Annotated in this window: 13 protein-coding genes; 6 read left to right on the top strand and 7 right to left on the bottom strand. The window is 71.0% G+C overall.

Features of this window, described 5'->3' with window-relative positions:
• Positions 1 to 296 precede the first annotated feature (296 nt).
• A complete protein-coding gene (locus FVE89_RS22815) occupies positions 297 to 659 on the top strand; it encodes a transposase (protein WP_160536558.1) in 363 nt (120 codons plus the stop codon).
• Between the two features lie 26 nt (positions 660 to 685).
• On the opposite strand, the gene FVE89_RS22810 is transcribed toward FVE89_RS22815, so the two are convergent.
• Genes FVE89_RS22810 through FVE89_RS22785 form a run of 6 tightly spaced genes read right to left on the bottom strand, consistent with a single transcriptional unit; the run spans position 686 to position 7,026 of the window.
• Positions 686 to 1,648 carry an acetamidase/formamidase family protein gene (locus FVE89_RS22810; RefSeq protein WP_342390026.1) on the bottom strand — a complete coding sequence of 321 codons (963 nt, stop codon included), beginning with the start codon at positions 1,646 to 1,648 and terminating at the stop codon, positions 686 to 688.
• 19 nt (positions 1,649 to 1,667) lie between these two features.
• A complete protein-coding gene (locus FVE89_RS22805; RefSeq protein WP_160536557.1) occupies positions 1,668 to 2,387 on the bottom strand; it encodes an ATP-binding cassette domain-containing protein in 720 nt (239 codons plus the stop codon).
• Positions 2,384 to 3,094 carry an ATP-binding cassette domain-containing protein gene (locus FVE89_RS22800; protein WP_160536556.1) on the bottom strand — a complete coding sequence of 237 codons (711 nt, stop codon included), beginning with the start codon at positions 3,092 to 3,094 and terminating at the stop codon, positions 2,384 to 2,386. Before FVE89_RS22800 ends, FVE89_RS22805 begins: the two co-directional genes overlap by 4 nt.
• On the bottom strand, positions 3,091 to 4,191 hold the full coding sequence (urtC, locus tag FVE89_RS22795; RefSeq protein ID WP_160536555.1) for an urea ABC transporter permease subunit UrtC: 1,101 nt from the start codon (positions 4,189 to 4,191) through the stop codon (positions 3,091 to 3,093). Before urtC ends, FVE89_RS22800 begins: the two co-directional genes overlap by 4 nt.
• Positions 4,188 to 5,807: an urea ABC transporter permease subunit UrtB gene (gene urtB, locus FVE89_RS22790; protein ID WP_160536554.1), complete on the bottom strand. Its 1,620-nt coding sequence runs from the start codon at positions 5,805 to 5,807 to the stop codon at positions 4,188 to 4,190. The genes urtC and urtB overlap by 4 nt, the downstream gene beginning before the upstream one ends.
• Complete coding sequence (locus tag FVE89_RS22785) at positions 5,800 to 7,026, bottom strand: transporter substrate-binding protein (RefSeq protein ID WP_160536553.1); 1,227 nt, start codon at positions 7,024 to 7,026, stop codon at positions 5,800 to 5,802. The genes urtB and FVE89_RS22785 overlap by 8 nt, the downstream gene beginning before the upstream one ends.
• 469 nt (positions 7,027 to 7,495) lie before the next feature.
• Here FVE89_RS22785 and FVE89_RS22780 point away from each other — a divergent pair, with 469 nt between their 5' ends.
• Genes FVE89_RS22780 through FVE89_RS22760 form a run of 5 tightly spaced genes read left to right on the top strand, consistent with a single transcriptional unit; the run spans position 7,496 to position 12,589 of the window.
• Positions 7,496 to 8,548 (top strand): ABC transporter substrate-binding protein, encoded by a 1,053-nt coding sequence (locus tag FVE89_RS22780; RefSeq protein ID WP_160536552.1) that lies wholly within the window; start codon positions 7,496 to 7,498, stop codon positions 8,546 to 8,548.
• Positions 8,549 to 8,552: 4 nt separating this feature from the next.
• Positions 8,553 to 9,479: an ABC transporter permease gene (locus tag FVE89_RS22775; protein WP_160536551.1), complete on the top strand. Its 927-nt coding sequence runs from the start codon at positions 8,553 to 8,555 to the stop codon at positions 9,477 to 9,479.
• A complete protein-coding gene (locus FVE89_RS22770; protein ID WP_160536550.1) occupies positions 9,454 to 10,260 on the top strand; it encodes an ABC transporter ATP-binding protein in 807 nt (268 codons plus the stop codon). The genes FVE89_RS22775 and FVE89_RS22770 overlap by 26 nt, the downstream gene beginning before the upstream one ends.
• Positions 10,261 to 10,285: 25 nt before the next feature.
• Entirely contained in the window at positions 10,286 to 11,827 is a 1,542-nt protein-coding gene (locus FVE89_RS22765; protein WP_160536549.1) for an amidohydrolase family protein, read from the top strand.
• 3 nt (positions 11,828 to 11,830) lie between these two features.
• Complete coding sequence (locus FVE89_RS22760) at positions 11,831 to 12,589, top strand: aspartate/glutamate racemase family protein (protein WP_160536548.1); 759 nt, start codon at positions 11,831 to 11,833, stop codon at positions 12,587 to 12,589.
• A 10-nt stretch (positions 12,590 to 12,599) separates the two neighbouring features.
• Here FVE89_RS22760 and FVE89_RS22755 read toward each other — a convergent pair whose 3' ends face one another.
• On the bottom strand, positions 12,600 to 13,334 hold the full coding sequence (locus FVE89_RS22755) for an aspartate/glutamate racemase family protein (protein WP_160536547.1): 735 nt from the start codon (positions 13,332 to 13,334) through the stop codon (positions 12,600 to 12,602).
• Positions 13,335 to 13,380: the final 46 nt, after the last annotated feature.

Raw genomic sequence — 13,380 nt, 5'->3', positions numbered from 1 at the left:
CCTCCAGGCCGCAAAACGGCCGCCTGGAATCACAAAACCACAAACCTTGCAATAGCTTGGTTCGGTTCACACCCTAGCAAGCATTGCGCCTGTGTTGGCCGCGGGGATGTCCCTCATACGCAGATCCCGCGTGCAATCAGAGCGTCGGGCGCCGCTTGCGCGAAGCGGCCTCGCCCGCCCGGATCATGGGCGCCGGCACATGGAAACGTCTCGATTGGCGTGTCGTCGCCGGTCCGCTTCTTGCTCGCCCTTCGCCTCAGGGGTTCATTCAAGGCTGCAGAACCGGGAGATCCAGTATGCGTCGATCCCTGCACACGGATGAGGAGATCGCCTTCCTGCTGGACGAGGCCTCGCGGGGCATATCGATCGCCGAGATCTGCGCGAGCGCCCATGTCTCGCTCGGCACCTTCTACCGCTGGCGGCGGCGGCTCGGCGGGCTGAAGCCCGCCGGCGTGGTCCGGCTCGATCGGGTCGAGCGGGAGAATGCCGGCCTCCGGGCGGAGGTGCAGCGGCTCCGGGCAGCCCTGCTCGTGCAATCCCCGCGGGCGGAGCCGGCGCGGCCGGTCCAGACCGGGCAGGCGGTCGCGCGTCCGGGGCCGCGCCATCGCGGCGCCGAGGCCTGCGTCGGCCGGTTCGCCTTCGGGCGAAGCGCGAACTGAGGCCCCGGAACCGCGTCGTCCCTGCCTCAGACCGACCCGGAGGACGCCGATGCGAGGGCCGACTTGGGCATCAGCATGTGCACGCCCTTGTTGCCGTCCACCGTCTGGGTGATCCGCAGGTTCCCGGCGAGCGAGCAGAGCATGTAGGCCTGGTTGCGGGTGAGGCTGGTCCGGGCGCAGACGAGGCGCACCATCTCGCGCACGGCCTGGCGCATCGCTTCGTCGAGGCTCTCGTGCAGGCCGATCGACATCAGGTCGGTGGGGGTCTCGGCGAAGGGCCACGCGCCGGGGAGGTCCTTGCGCACCGTGAGCCGGAACGTGCCGGTCAGGCCGGTCTCCAGCGCGGTGATGCAGACCTCGCCGTCACCCTGCACGCCGTGGCCGTCGCCCGCATAGAAGCCGCCGCCGGGGTTGAACACCGGCAGGTAGAGGCTCGTGCCGACCCGCATCTCCTTGTTGTCCATGTTGCCGCCGAAGGCCCGGGGCACGGGCGTGCCGACCCGGCCCCAGGCGGCCGGCGGGGCGGTCCCCAGGATGCCGAAGAACGGATCGAGCGGCAGCTCCGTGCCCCAGGGCAGGCGGCAGATCCCGCGTGCGGTGTCGATGTCGGCGTGGACGGTCTCGTACTCGGTGAACTCGTCCGGCAGGGTGCCGAGCAGCGGCAGGATCGCGACAAAACCCCAGTCGAGGCGGAACTTCAGGTCGAGGATGTCGACCTGCAGCATGTCGCCGGGCTCGGCGCCCGCCACGTGGACCGGTCCGGTGACGAAGTGCGGGCCGGGGCCGCGCTCCAGCGTGTCGAGGGCGTGGAGCAGGTCGGCCGGCACCCGGGCCGGGTCGGGGTGGAGCGACTCGCGCCCGCCCGCCGGGTGCGAGTGCAGGGTGACGGTGTCGCCCGATTGCACCGTCAGCACCGGCGGCAGGGCGGCGTCGAAATAGCCGAGCACCATCGTCTCGGGCGTGGCGGGGATCTCATGATGGGTGGGCACGGCGGCTCCTTTGCGGATGTCAGACGGCGATGTGACGGGTCAGGGCTTCGTGGCTCAGCGCCCCGGGATCGCCGCGCGCGACGACGCTGCCGCGCGACAGCACCACCACGGTGTCGGCGACCCGGAGGGCGAAATCGAGATACTGCTCCACCAGCAGCACGGTGACCCGGCCCTTCAGCCCGGCGATCACCGCCTCGATGGCGGCGACGATCGAGGGCTGGATTCCCTCGGTCGGCTCGTCGAGCAGCAGGGCGCGGGGCCGCGTCGCCAGCGCCCGCGCGATGGCGAGCTGCTGCTGCTGGCCGCCCGAGAGGTTGCCCCCGGGGCGGTGCCAGAGCCCGCGCAGCGCCGGGAACAGGGCGACCGCCTCGTCGACCGCCCCGGTCCGCTCCAGCCCATGCGCCCGGGCCGCCACCCGCAGGTTCTCGGCGACGGTGAGATCCGAGAAGATCTCGCGGCCCTGCGGCACGGAGGCGAGGCCTGCGCGGGCGCGCCGGTCGGGAGACAGGCGCGTCAGGTCGGTCGCGTCGAGGGTGATGCGGCCGCGGCTTTCCGGGATCAGGCCGGCGAGGCAGCGCAGCAGCGTGGTCTTGCCGGCACCGTTGCGGCCGAGCACGGCGAGGCAGGCCCCGGGCTCGGCCGCGAGGGCGACCCCGCGCAGCACCTGCGCGCTGCCGTAATGCTGGTCGAGCCCCTCGACGGCGAGGCGTGCGGGCGGAGATGCGCAAGCTCGCGTCATCGGCCGAGGAAGACCTCGATCACCCGGGCATCGCCCCGGGCACCCGCCATGCTGCCCTCGTAGAGGGTCCGGCCCTCGTGCAGCACCGTCACCCGGTCGGCGATGGCCTCGACGAAGCCCATATCGTGCTCGATCACCAGGATCGCCCGGTTCGGCCGGCGCAGGCGCCGGATCAGCGCGGCGGTCTGGGCGGTCTCGGCGTCGGAGAGGCCGGCCACGGGCTCGTCGAGGAGGAGCAGCGCCGGCTCGGCGGCCAGCACCATGCCGATCTCCAGCCACTGCTTCTCGCCGTGCGCGAGGCTGCCGGCCGGGGCCTCGACGCGGGGGGCGAGGCCGATTTCGCCGAGCACGGCGGCGATGCGGGCCGGGCGGTCGCGGGCCGGCAGCGCGGGTCCGCAGCCGATCTCCAGATTCTCCCGCACGGTGAGCGCCGGGAAGACGCTGGGCTTCTGGAACTTGCGCCGCACGCCGGCCCGGGCGATCTCGGCCTCGGAGCGCTGCGTCAGGTCGATATGATCGCCGAGCATCACCCGCCCGGAGACCGGCTTGGTGACGCCGGAGATCACGTCGAGCAGCGTGGTCTTGCCAGCCCCGTTCGGGCCGATCACGGCGCGCACCTCGCCGGGATCGACCGCGAGCGAGACGGAATCCAGCGCCGTGAAGCGGCCGAAGGCGACCGTCAGGGCATCGACCACCAGGGCGGTCATCGGGCGCCCCGCAGCCAGGTCGGGCGCGGGCGCAGGGCCACGAGGTCGAGGAGCCCGTTCGGCAGGACCAGCACCACGAGGAGCACCAGCCCCGACAGGATGAAGGGCCACGCCTCCGGCATCGCGGCGCTCAGCCAGAACTTCAGGCCGTTGACGAGGATCGCGCCGATCACCGCCCCGCCGAGCCGCCCCAGCCCGCCGATCGCCACCCAGACGGCGATCTCGATGGACAGGTCGGGCGCCAGCACCCGCGGGTTGATGATGCCGACCTGCGGCACGTAGAGGATGCCGGCAAGCGCCGCGATCATGGCCGAGAGGCACCAGATCCCGAGCTTCAGCCGGGTGGTGCTGTAGCCCAGCGTGCGCAGGCGGGTCTCGTCGTCGCGGCAGGCGAGCATCCGCCGCCCCACGGCGCTGCCGACGAGGAGCCGCGTGCCGGCAAGCACCGCGGCCAGCGCCAGCAGCGCCGCGACCGCAAGGCCGCTGACCACGCCGGGCGAACCCATCGGCCAGCCGAACAGCAGCGGGAAGCCGGTCATGCCGTTATTGCCGCCGAGCCCGGTGTCGTTGCGGTACATCAGCAGCATCGCGACGTAGACGAGCGCCTGGCTGATGATCGAGAAGTAGACGCCGTTGACCCGCGAGCGGAACGAGGCGAGCCCGAACACGAAGGCCACGAGGCCGGCGAGCGCCAGCGCCAGCACGAAGGCATAGGGCGCATGCTCGAGGCCCGCCCAATAGGCCGGCAGGCTCTTCCAGCCCATGAACTGCACGAAGTCCGGCAGCACGCCGGTCGCGGCGACGCCGTGGGCCAGCAGGTGCATGGCGCAGACATAGCCGCCGATGGCGAAGAACAGGCCGTGCCCCAGGCTGAGGATCCCGAGATAGCCCCAGACCAGATCGAGGGACACGGCCAGGATCGCGAAGGCGGCGAGCTGGCCCAGCGCGTTGACGAGATACGGCGCGGGCGGTGCCGCGAGGAGCCCCGCCGCGGCGGCGAGGCAGAGCCCGACGAGCCCGGCGACCAGCGGGTCCCGCACGGCGCGGCGGGCCGGTCCGATGGGGACGGGGATGGCGGTCTGCACGCCGCCGCTCATCGCCGCCGCCGCACCGCGAACAGCCCCTCCGGCCGGCGCTGCAGGAACAGGATGATGCCGACCAGCACGATCACCTTGGCGGCGACCGCGCCGGAGATCGGCTCGATCAGCACGTTGGCGCCGCCGACGCCCAGGGCCGCCACCAGCGTCCCGATGAGGCTGCCGACGCCGCCCAGCACCACGACCATGAAGCTGTCGACGATGAAGCCCGAGCCCATGCCGGGATTGACGCTGTAGATCGGGCAGAGCGCCACCCCGGCGAGGCCGGCCAGGCCCGATCCCAGCCCGAAGGCGAGGCGGTCGATCCGGCGGGTCGGCAGGCCGAGGCAGGCCGCCATGTCGCGGTTCTGGGTCACGGCGCGGATGTCGAGCCCGAGCGGCGTGCGGCGCAGGATCAGGAGCGTCAGCACGAGGGTCGCCGCCGCGAAGGCGATGGCGAAGAGGCGGTTCCAGGTGACGACGAAGTCGGCGTAGAGCGGCACGCCGCCGCTCACATAGCCCGGCATGACGAATTGCAGGTTCTGCGTGCCGACCGTGACGCGCACGAGGTTCACGAGGAACAGGCTCACCGCCCAGGTGGCGAGCAGGCTCGTGAGCGGCCGCCTATAGAGGTGGCGCAGGATCAGCGCCTCGACCACGATCCCCACCAGGGCGACCGCCCCGAAGGCCACCGGGATCGCCGCCACGAGGTAGAGGTCGAGCAGACCGGGAGCGAAGCGCCGGAAGGCCTCCTGCACGCCGTAGGTGGCGTAGGCGCCGAGCATGATGAACTCGCCCTGGGCGAGGTTGATCACGCCCATCAGCCCGAAGATGATCGCGAGCCCGGCCGCCGCCATGAACAGGATGCTGGCGAAGCTCAGGCCGTTGTAGAGCACCGCGAGCCCGTCGCCGACCGCGACCGCGCGGGAGACCCGGCTGAGCCCCGCATCGAGGGCTGTCCGGAAGGCCGGGTCGGCGGCATAGGCCGGATCGCTCTTCAGCGCCGTGAGCCGCGCCTCTGCGGCCCCCGACGGGCTCGCCGCCACGGCCACGATGGCCGCGCGGCGCCGGGCCGGATCGGGCGACGACAGGGCGGCGGCCTGGGCGAGGCCGGCGATCGCCGCTTTCAGCGCAGCATCCGCCTCCGCATCCTGCGCGCGGTCGAGGACCGAAGCCGGGACGGTGGCGATGCGGCGCTCCACGACCGACAGACCGGCTCCGCGGGCGGCCGGATCCGGGCCGGTCAGCAGCGCGACGACGCCCCGCGCGGTCTCGACGGCGGCGCGCTGGCGCAGGCCGAGGACCGGCGCGCGCGCCTCGGCGGCCGGCCTGAGCGCGCCGGTGAGCGCATCGTGCCCTTCGGCCGCGCCCGGGCGGTCGAGCAGGAGGGCGCCGTCCGCCGGGCAGGCCAGGCGGCGCTCGGCCAGCGCGCCGAGGAGTCCGCCGGCGAAGGTGAGATCCGCCACCGGTAGGTCGCCGCCGGCCTGCACGAGGCCCTCGGCCCCGCGGACCTGTGCGGCGCCGTCCCCGCAGAGATCCGCCGCGAAGCGCGTCCGGTCGAGGGGCACGGCCCAGGCCGGGGCCGTCAGCAGCCCCAGACAGCAGAAGGTCAGGATCGCGCGGAGCGGATCAGCCATAGGGGCTGAACGGGACCGGCTTCGGGGCGTTCGGGGATTGCCAGAGCACGTCGAAGCCGCGCTTCTCGTTGACCGAGCCGATGAACACGCCGCGGGAGACGTAATTGTTCTCCCCCGTCATGGTCAGCGTGTAGCCGGACGGGTCGTCGAAGCTCAGCCCCGCGAAGGCCTTGCGCACCTCCGGCACCGCGAAGGACCCGGCCTTGGCGGCGGCGAGCGCCCAGAGGTTGACGCTGTCATAGGCCGAGACCATCGGGTCGATCACCGTGTCGGCGCTGAACGGGACGTTCTTGGCCTTCACGTAGGCGGCCCAGTCGGCGAGGAATTTCTGGTTGCGCTCGCCCTTGGCGGCCTGGAGATAGGCCCAGCAGTTCAGGTGGCCGACGAGCTTTCCGGTATCGAGCCCTTCGAGATCGGCCTCCACCATGTCGAGGCCGAGGATCGGCACGTCGGTGGCGCTGATGCCCTGGTTGGCGAATTCGCGCAGGAAGTCGGGGATCGAGGAGCCCACGACGGTGAGCACCACGATCGGCTGGCCGCCGGGCTGGCTGGCGAAGCTGCGGACCTGATTCACCAGCGTCTGGAAGTTCGAGAAGCCGAACGGCACGTATTCCTCGCGCCACGCGGTCTCCGGGATGCCCTTGCCCGTCCAGTAGCCCTTGAGCTGCTTGTTGATCGTGCGCGGCCAGACGTAGTCCGAGCCGATCATGAAGAAGCGCTTCGCCCCGACCCCGTCCGGGCCCATCAGGTAATCGACCGCCGGCAGCACGGAACTCGCGGGCGGCGAGTTCACGTAGACGACGTTCTTGGAGTTCTCGTCGCCCTCGAAGTGGAGCGGGTAGAACAGCAGTCCGTCATTCTGCTCGACCACCGGCAGCACCGACTTGCGCGACACGGAGGTCCAGCAGCCGAACAGGGCCGCGACCTTCTCCTGCTGGAGCATCTGCCGACCGATCTGCGCGTAGAGCGGCCAGTCCGAGGCGGGGTCGGAGGTCACCACCTCGATCTGGCGGCCGTTGACGCCGCCGCGGCCGTTGATCGCGTCGGCGGCCATGCGGACCACGTGGTTCAGCCGGCCCTCGAGATTGGCCATCGTGCCCGAGGACGAGAACAGGCAGCCGAGCTTGACGGTGTCGGCCGCGAAGGCCGGCCGGATGAGGGCGGGAGCAGCCAGCAGCGCCGCCGAACCGACGAAGCTGCGCCGCGTGAGATGCGTCATCGACCCCGAAGCTCCTGCCTAGGACGAAGCGATTGTCGGCCGCCGTCCGGGGGACGGAAAGGTCAAAGAGACTGCAGGTCCGCGTGGGCGTTGCGCGTATTGACAGCACTTGTGCGCGTGATGGGCGGTCTTCAGCCAAAAACGTCAAAATTGACGCTTCGGATACGTGTCTGACCGTTTGCCCGGGGACGGCGCTGCTTGGCACAACCTGCGCTGGGTTGAGCCGCGGGAGCCGCTCGACCGTACGTCGCGCCGTCAGGTGGCACGCTTCTTGTGAGATTGCCGCCAGCGCAGCGTCGCCCCCGGCGGCGGCTACAGGTTGGCGTGCCGTCGAAACACTGAGGTGCCGGGAGAGCGGACTCATCGACCGCTTGGACCCTGTCCCGAGCCCAAGATCTTCGCGCGTCCGGCTCAGGCCGACACGCACCGTCCGAGAGCCCCCGACATCCGCCTCCTGAGGAGAGCCGATATGTGCGACCGTCACGGCGATTATCGTGTTCCCGACTTCTCGCGGTTCAAGCCGAGCCGCAGGCGCTTCCTCGGCGGCACCGCCGCCGCCCTGACCTTCGCGGTGGGACCCGGCATGATCGGCCGGGCCGCGGCCGCCACCGACATCCGGGCGACCCACGGGACCGGCTTTTGCAACCTGAACTTCTTCCTGGCCGAGGCGATGCAGCTCGCCAAGGATGACGGCCTGACCATCGATTTCGTCAACACCCCGACCTTCTCGGATCAGGTCACCTTCCTCGGCATGGGGCAGGTCGATGCCGGCGTGATGCCCTATACGAGTTTCATGGCGCTCTACGATGCCGGCGCCCCGGTGAAGATCGTGGCCGGCGGCGGCATCGAGGGCTGCGTGCTCGTGGCCCAGCCCGGCCTCGACAGTCCGGAGAAGCTCAAGGGCAAGACGCTCGGCACCTTCCAGCTCGATACGCTGGAAGTCCTGCCCTACGATTGGCTGAAGAAGAACGGCGTCGCCTTCAAGGACATCACCGTCCGCTACATGGGCTCGACCCCGGAGGCCGTGGAGGCGTTCCGCGCCGGAGCGCTCGACATCATCTCGACGATCGAGCCCTACGGCACGGCGCTCCTCACCGACGTGAAGGGCGCGGTCAAACTCTCCGACGGCACCGACATCTACGGCAAGGGCTACACCGACTGCGTGCTGGCGGTCCGCAACGAGCTGATCGCCAAAAACCCGGCCGCCGTGAAGGCCCTGATCAAGGGGATGATGAAGGCCCAGGCCCTGGCGGAGAGCGATCCGCAGGCCGCCCTGAACAAGCTCGTCGGCTCCTATTACAAGACCTCGATGAGCAACGCCCAGCTCGCCATGGGCCGGCAGCCCTCGGTGGTGGACGCCCGCAACCAGACGCAGTTCATCCTCGACCGGACCGATTCCGTGGCCGAGATGGGCTACATCAAGAAGAAGCCCGGCCGCGACGCGATCGACTGGACCCTGCTGGAACAGGTCATCGCCGAGAACCCGGACCTCTACGGCAAGCTCAAGCTGAAGTCGGCTTGAGCGGATGGCCGTGGATCTCGCCCGCGCCGCCGTCCCGCACATCCGGCCGCGCCTTCCGTTCGGTCAGCGCCTCGCGCTGCCCGACGGGTTCGTCCCGCTCCTGCAACGGACCGGCTGGATGCTGGTCTCGGTCGGCTGCTTCGCCAGTCTCTGGGAGCTGCTCTGGGCGTTCGGCATCGCCGATGCCAAGCTCCTGCCGCCCCCGCACATCTTCCTCGGCAACCTCGTCGAGCAGGCGCGCTTCTTCAACACCGCGCAGCGCTGGCAGATCGGCACCGGGATGAATGCCGGCCCGAGCCCCGCAATGGCGGTGCTGATCACGGTGCTCGCCTCCACCGGCCGGGTGCTGGCGGGTCTGGCCCTCGCCGCGACCCTCTCGATCCTGGTCGGCGTGGCGATCCGCTACGTCGTGCTGGTCGAGCGGCTGACCCTGCCGACCATCACGCTGCTGGCGCCGGTCTCGCCGATCGCGTGGCTGCCGGTGGCGATCTTCATGTTCGGGATCGGCAACGCGCCCGCCATCTTCATGGTGTTCATCGCCCTGTTCTTCACGATGGTGCTCTCGACCATCCACCAGATCGACGGCGTCAACCGGAACTACATCAACGTCGCCCGGACCATGGGGGCATCGAAGCGCCAGATCTACGCGCGGGTGATCGTGCCGGCGATCCTGCCGGGGCTGCTCGCGGTGCTGCGCCTCAATCTGTTCGGCGCCTGGATGGTGGTGCTCGTCGCGGAGGCGACCGGCGTCGGCTACGGGCTCGGCCAGGTGATCATGCTGGCGCGCAACACCTTCAACCCGTCGCTCGTGTTCTTCACCATCACGTTGATCGGCCTGCTCGGCTTCGCCTTCGACCTGCTGTTCCGGCTGGTCCAGCGGCGGATGCTCTACTGGCTGCCGCGCGATGCGGGGTCCTCCCTTGGCCTCTGAAGCCATCTCCTGCCGCGGCGTCGCCAAGGTCTGGGCGGCCGGCACCGCCCGCGCCCACGAGGCGCTCCGCGACATCGACCTCACCGTGGGCCCCGGCGAGTTCGTGGTGTTCCTCGGCCCCTCGGGCTGCGGGAAGAGCACGCTGCTCTACCTGATCGCCGGGCTTGAGGCCGTCTCCGGGGGGGAACTCCTGGCCTTCGGCGCGCCGGTCACCGGCCCGTCACCGGAGCGCAGCCTGATCTTCCAGGAAACCTCGCTGCTGCCCTGGCTCAGCGTCTGGCAGAATGTCAGCTTCGGCCTGTCGCTGAAGGGCGTGCCCGAGGCCGAGCGCCGGAGCATCGCCCGCACGGCGCTCCAGCGCGTCGGCCTCGCCGAGGCCTTCGACAAGCGGCCGGACGAATTGTCCGGCGGCATGCGTCAGCGGGTGGCGGTGGCCCGGGCGCTGGCCATGCGCCCGAAGGTCCTGCTGATGGACGAGCCCTTCGCGGCGCTCGACGTCCAGACCCGCCAGAAGATGCAGGACTTCCTGCTCGACGTCTGGCGCGACAGCGGCGCCTCGGTGCTGTTCGTGACCCACCACATCGACGAGGCGGTGGCGCTCGCCGACCGGGTGGTGGTGTTCACCGCGAGGCCGGGGCGGATCAAGACGATCGTGCGCAACGACCTTGCCCGCCCGCGCGACCCGTTCTCCCCCGGGGCCGAGGCGATGCGGCGGCATCTCACCGAGCTTCTGCGCGACGAGGTCGACCGGGCCTTCGCCGAGCAGGAAGCGCTCGTCTGACCCCTCCCCCAATACGGACACGACCATGGCCACATCGCTGATCCGCAGCCGGCGGATGATCACCCGCACCCTCGACCACGATCGCTGGGAGGAGATCGCCGACGGCGCGGTGCTCCAGAAGGACGGAATCATCGCGGCGGTCGGCACCTATGCGGACCTGCATGCCCGCTACCCCGACGCCCCCGTGATCGGCTCCGGCCGGGAGATCCTGCTGCCGGGCTTCGTCAACGGCCACCACCATGTCGGCCTGACGCCGGTGCAGCTCGGCTCCCCCGACATGCCCCTGGAGCTGTGGTTCGTCACCCGCATGGTGGCGCGCAACCTGAACCTCTACCTCGACACCCTGTACTCGGCCTTCGAGATGGTCGGCTCCGGGATCACCACGGTCCAGCATATCCACGGCTGGATGCCCGGCAGCCTGCAGGAGGTCGAGGCGCGCTCCAACGAGGTGCTGCGCGCCTATCGCGACATCGGCATGCGCGTCTCGTACTGCTTCGCGGTCCGCGACCAGAACCGCCTCGTCTACCAAGCGGACATGGACTTCGTGGCGAGCCTGCCGGCGCCGCTGCAGGACCCGATGAAGCGCTGGTTCGAGCGCTTCCAGATGTCCCTGGAGGACAATTTCTCCCTGTTCCGCAGCCTGCATAGTGGCCAGGAAGGCGCCAGCCGGGCCAAGATCCAGCTCGCGCCCGCCAACCTGCACTGGTGCTCCGACGCGGCCCTTGAAGGGCTGGCCGGCCTGTCCGAATCCTACGACGTGCCGATGCACATGCACCTCGTCGAGACCGCCTACCAGAAGGCCTACGCGGAGAAGCGCGGCGGGGGGACCGCCCTCGAGTATCTCGACCGGTTCGGCATGCTCGGGTCCCGCCTGACGCTCGGCCACGGGGTCTGGCTCAACGAAGCCGACATCGACCGGGTCGCCGCGACCGGCACCTGCATCTGCCACAACTGTTCCTCGAACTTCCGGCTGCGCTCCGGCGTGGCGGCGCTCAACCGGTTCGAGGCCAAGGGGGTCAACACGGCGATCGGCCTCGACGAGGCCGGCATCAACGACGACCGCGACATGCTGCAGGAAATGCGCCTCGTGCTGCGCGCCCACCGGGTGCCCGGCATGGACGAGGCCGAGGTGCCGAGCATGGCTCAGGTGCTGCGCATGGCGACAATCGGCGGCGCCCGCACCACGCCCTACGGCGACACCCTGGGCACGATCGAGGTGGGCAAGGGCGCCGACCTCGTCCTGCTCGACTGGGACCAGATCGCCTACCCCTACCTCGACCCGGAGACGCCGCTCCTCGACGCGGTGATCCAGCGGGCCAAGACCGGCGGCGTCACCACGGTGCTGTGTGAGGGCGAGGTGCTCTACGCGGACGGGCGCTTCACCCGGGTCGACCGGGACGCCGCCCTGAAGGCGCTCCACGACGACCTGTCGCGGGCGCTCTCGGACGACGAGGTCGAGCGCCGCCAGCTCTCCAAGGCCTTGCTGCCGCACGCGAAACGCTTCTACGCCGACTACATCGACCCGTCGCGGCACGAACCGTTCTACCGCCCGAGCTCGCGCGTCTGAGGCGTGAAGCTCCTTCTCCTCAACCCGAACACATCGGCGGCCATGACCGCCCGGATGGAGGCGGCCGCGGCGGCGTTGCTCGCACCCGACGCGGCGCTCACCGCGATCACGGCCGCCCGGGGGCTGCCCTACATCGCGAGCCGCGCGGAGGCGCAGCTTGCCGGGGCCGCGGTGCTGGAGACCCTGGCGGACCATCAGGTGGGCTACGACGCGGCCGTGATCGCGGCCTTCGGCGATCCCGGGCTGATCGCGGCGCGGGAGCTGTTCGACCTGCCGGTGGTCGGCATGGCCGAGGCGGCGATGCTGACCGCCTGCCAGCTCGGCCAGCGCTTCGGCATCGTGACCTTCTCGACCACGCTGGTGCCCTGGTACGAGGATGCGGTCGCCCTCGCTGGCCTGTCGGCCCGCTGCGCCTGCGTCCGGGCGGTCTCGGCCGGCTTCCGCTCTGTCACGGAGGTGCAGCACGAGCTGGAGGCCGAGATCGTCGCCCTCGCCAACAAGGCCGTCACCGAGGATGGGGCCGACGCGGTGATCCTGGCCGGCGCCCCGCTCACCGGACTCGCCGCACGGGTCACCGACGCGGTGCCGGTGCCGCTGGTCGATCCGCTGGCGGCCGCCCTCGGCCAGGCGCAGGCCCTGGTCCGGCTCGGCACGCGGCCGCCCTTCGCGGGCCGCTTCGCCCGGCCCCCGGCCAAGCCCGCCACCGGCCTCGCGCCGGCGCTGCGACGCTGGATCGAGCGGGGCGACGCGGACGATCCCTGAGGCGGATCGCTCAAACCGGCGCGAACACGCTGCCCCAGCCGGTGATCGCCGCGGGATCCCGTCCGGCGAGGTCCATCGCCTTCCAGAGGCTGACGGAGACGGAATCGTAGACCGGGATCCCGAGCTCCGCCTCCAGGGCGGGCGCGAGGGCGGCCCCCGCGAGGTTCGTGCAGACGATGGCGGCGGCCTCGGCACCCTCGGCCGCCACGGCACGGACCATCCCGGCAATCTCGGCCGCGTCGGCCTCCGCGAAGGCAAAATTCTCCGACAGGCCGAGGTGCCGCTCGGCCGAGCAGTCGAGACCGTCGGCCAGCCAGTTCGCCTGGATCCGCGCTTGGACATCCCCCGTATAGGGCGTCACCAGCCCGACGCGCCGGATCCCGCGCCGCCGGAACAGGTCGCGGAACGCGAGCGCCGAGGTCGAGGCCGGTATCCCTGTCCGTCGCGTGATCGCGTCGGACAGGGCCGAATCGTTCGCGAAGCCGAGCCACGCACCCGCCGTGCCGTTCCACAGGATCGCGGCGACGCGGGCATCGGCGAGCAGCTCGGCGGCGGCCAGCATCGGCGCCCGATCGAACTGGCCGAGGGCGGCGCCCGACAGCCCGATCTGCGTCACCCGCAGGCGCGCGAAATGGGCCGTGACCCCGGGCTGGTCTGCCAGCAGGCACGCCGTCATCGGTTCGAGAACGCTGTTCGAGGACGGCGTCAGCATCCCGAGCCTGACCGTCGGCCGCGTGTCCACCATCCGGACCCCTCCGCTGCGGCTCGGCGCGAGCCCGGCCGGCCCGTGG

This window comes from Methylobacterium sp. 2A, from assembly GCF_009806555.1.
GTDB lineage: Bacteria > Pseudomonadota > Alphaproteobacteria > Rhizobiales > Beijerinckiaceae > Methylobacterium.
Note: the sequence above shows the minus strand (reverse complement) of the source record. Positions and strands in the feature narration are given on the sequence as shown.

Excerpts from the sequence above, each read along its gene's own strand:
- FVE89_RS22815 (WP_160536558.1), top strand. The coding sequence starts at position 297 with ATGCGTCGATCCCTGCACACGGATGAGGAGATCGCCTTCCTGCTGGAC.
- FVE89_RS22805 (WP_160536557.1), bottom strand. The coding sequence starts at position 2,387 with ATGACGCGAGCTTGCGCATCTCCGCCCGCACGCCTCGCCGTCGAGGGG.
- FVE89_RS22800 (WP_160536556.1), bottom strand. The coding sequence starts at position 3,094 with ATGACCGCCCTGGTGGTCGATGCCCTGACGGTCGCCTTCGGCCGCTTC.
- urtC (WP_160536555.1), bottom strand. The coding sequence starts at position 4,191 with ATGAGCGGCGGCGTGCAGACCGCCATCCCCGTCCCCATCGGACCGGCC.
- urtB (WP_160536554.1), bottom strand. The coding sequence starts at position 5,807 with ATGGCTGATCCGCTCCGCGCGATCCTGACCTTCTGCTGTCTGGGGCTG.
- FVE89_RS22785 (WP_160536553.1), bottom strand. The coding sequence starts at position 7,026 with ATGACGCATCTCACGCGGCGCAGCTTCGTCGGTTCGGCGGCGCTGCTG.
- FVE89_RS22780 (WP_160536552.1), top strand. The coding sequence starts at position 7,496 with ATGTGCGACCGTCACGGCGATTATCGTGTTCCCGACTTCTCGCGGTTC.
- FVE89_RS22775 (WP_160536551.1), top strand. The coding sequence starts at position 8,553 with ATGGCCGTGGATCTCGCCCGCGCCGCCGTCCCGCACATCCGGCCGCGC.
- FVE89_RS22770 (WP_160536550.1), top strand. The coding sequence starts at position 9,454 with ATGCGGGGTCCTCCCTTGGCCTCTGAAGCCATCTCCTGCCGCGGCGTC.
- FVE89_RS22765 (WP_160536549.1), top strand. The coding sequence starts at position 10,286 with ATGGCCACATCGCTGATCCGCAGCCGGCGGATGATCACCCGCACCCTC.
- FVE89_RS22755 (WP_160536547.1), bottom strand. The coding sequence starts at position 13,334 with ATGGTGGACACGCGGCCGACGGTCAGGCTCGGGATGCTGACGCCGTCC.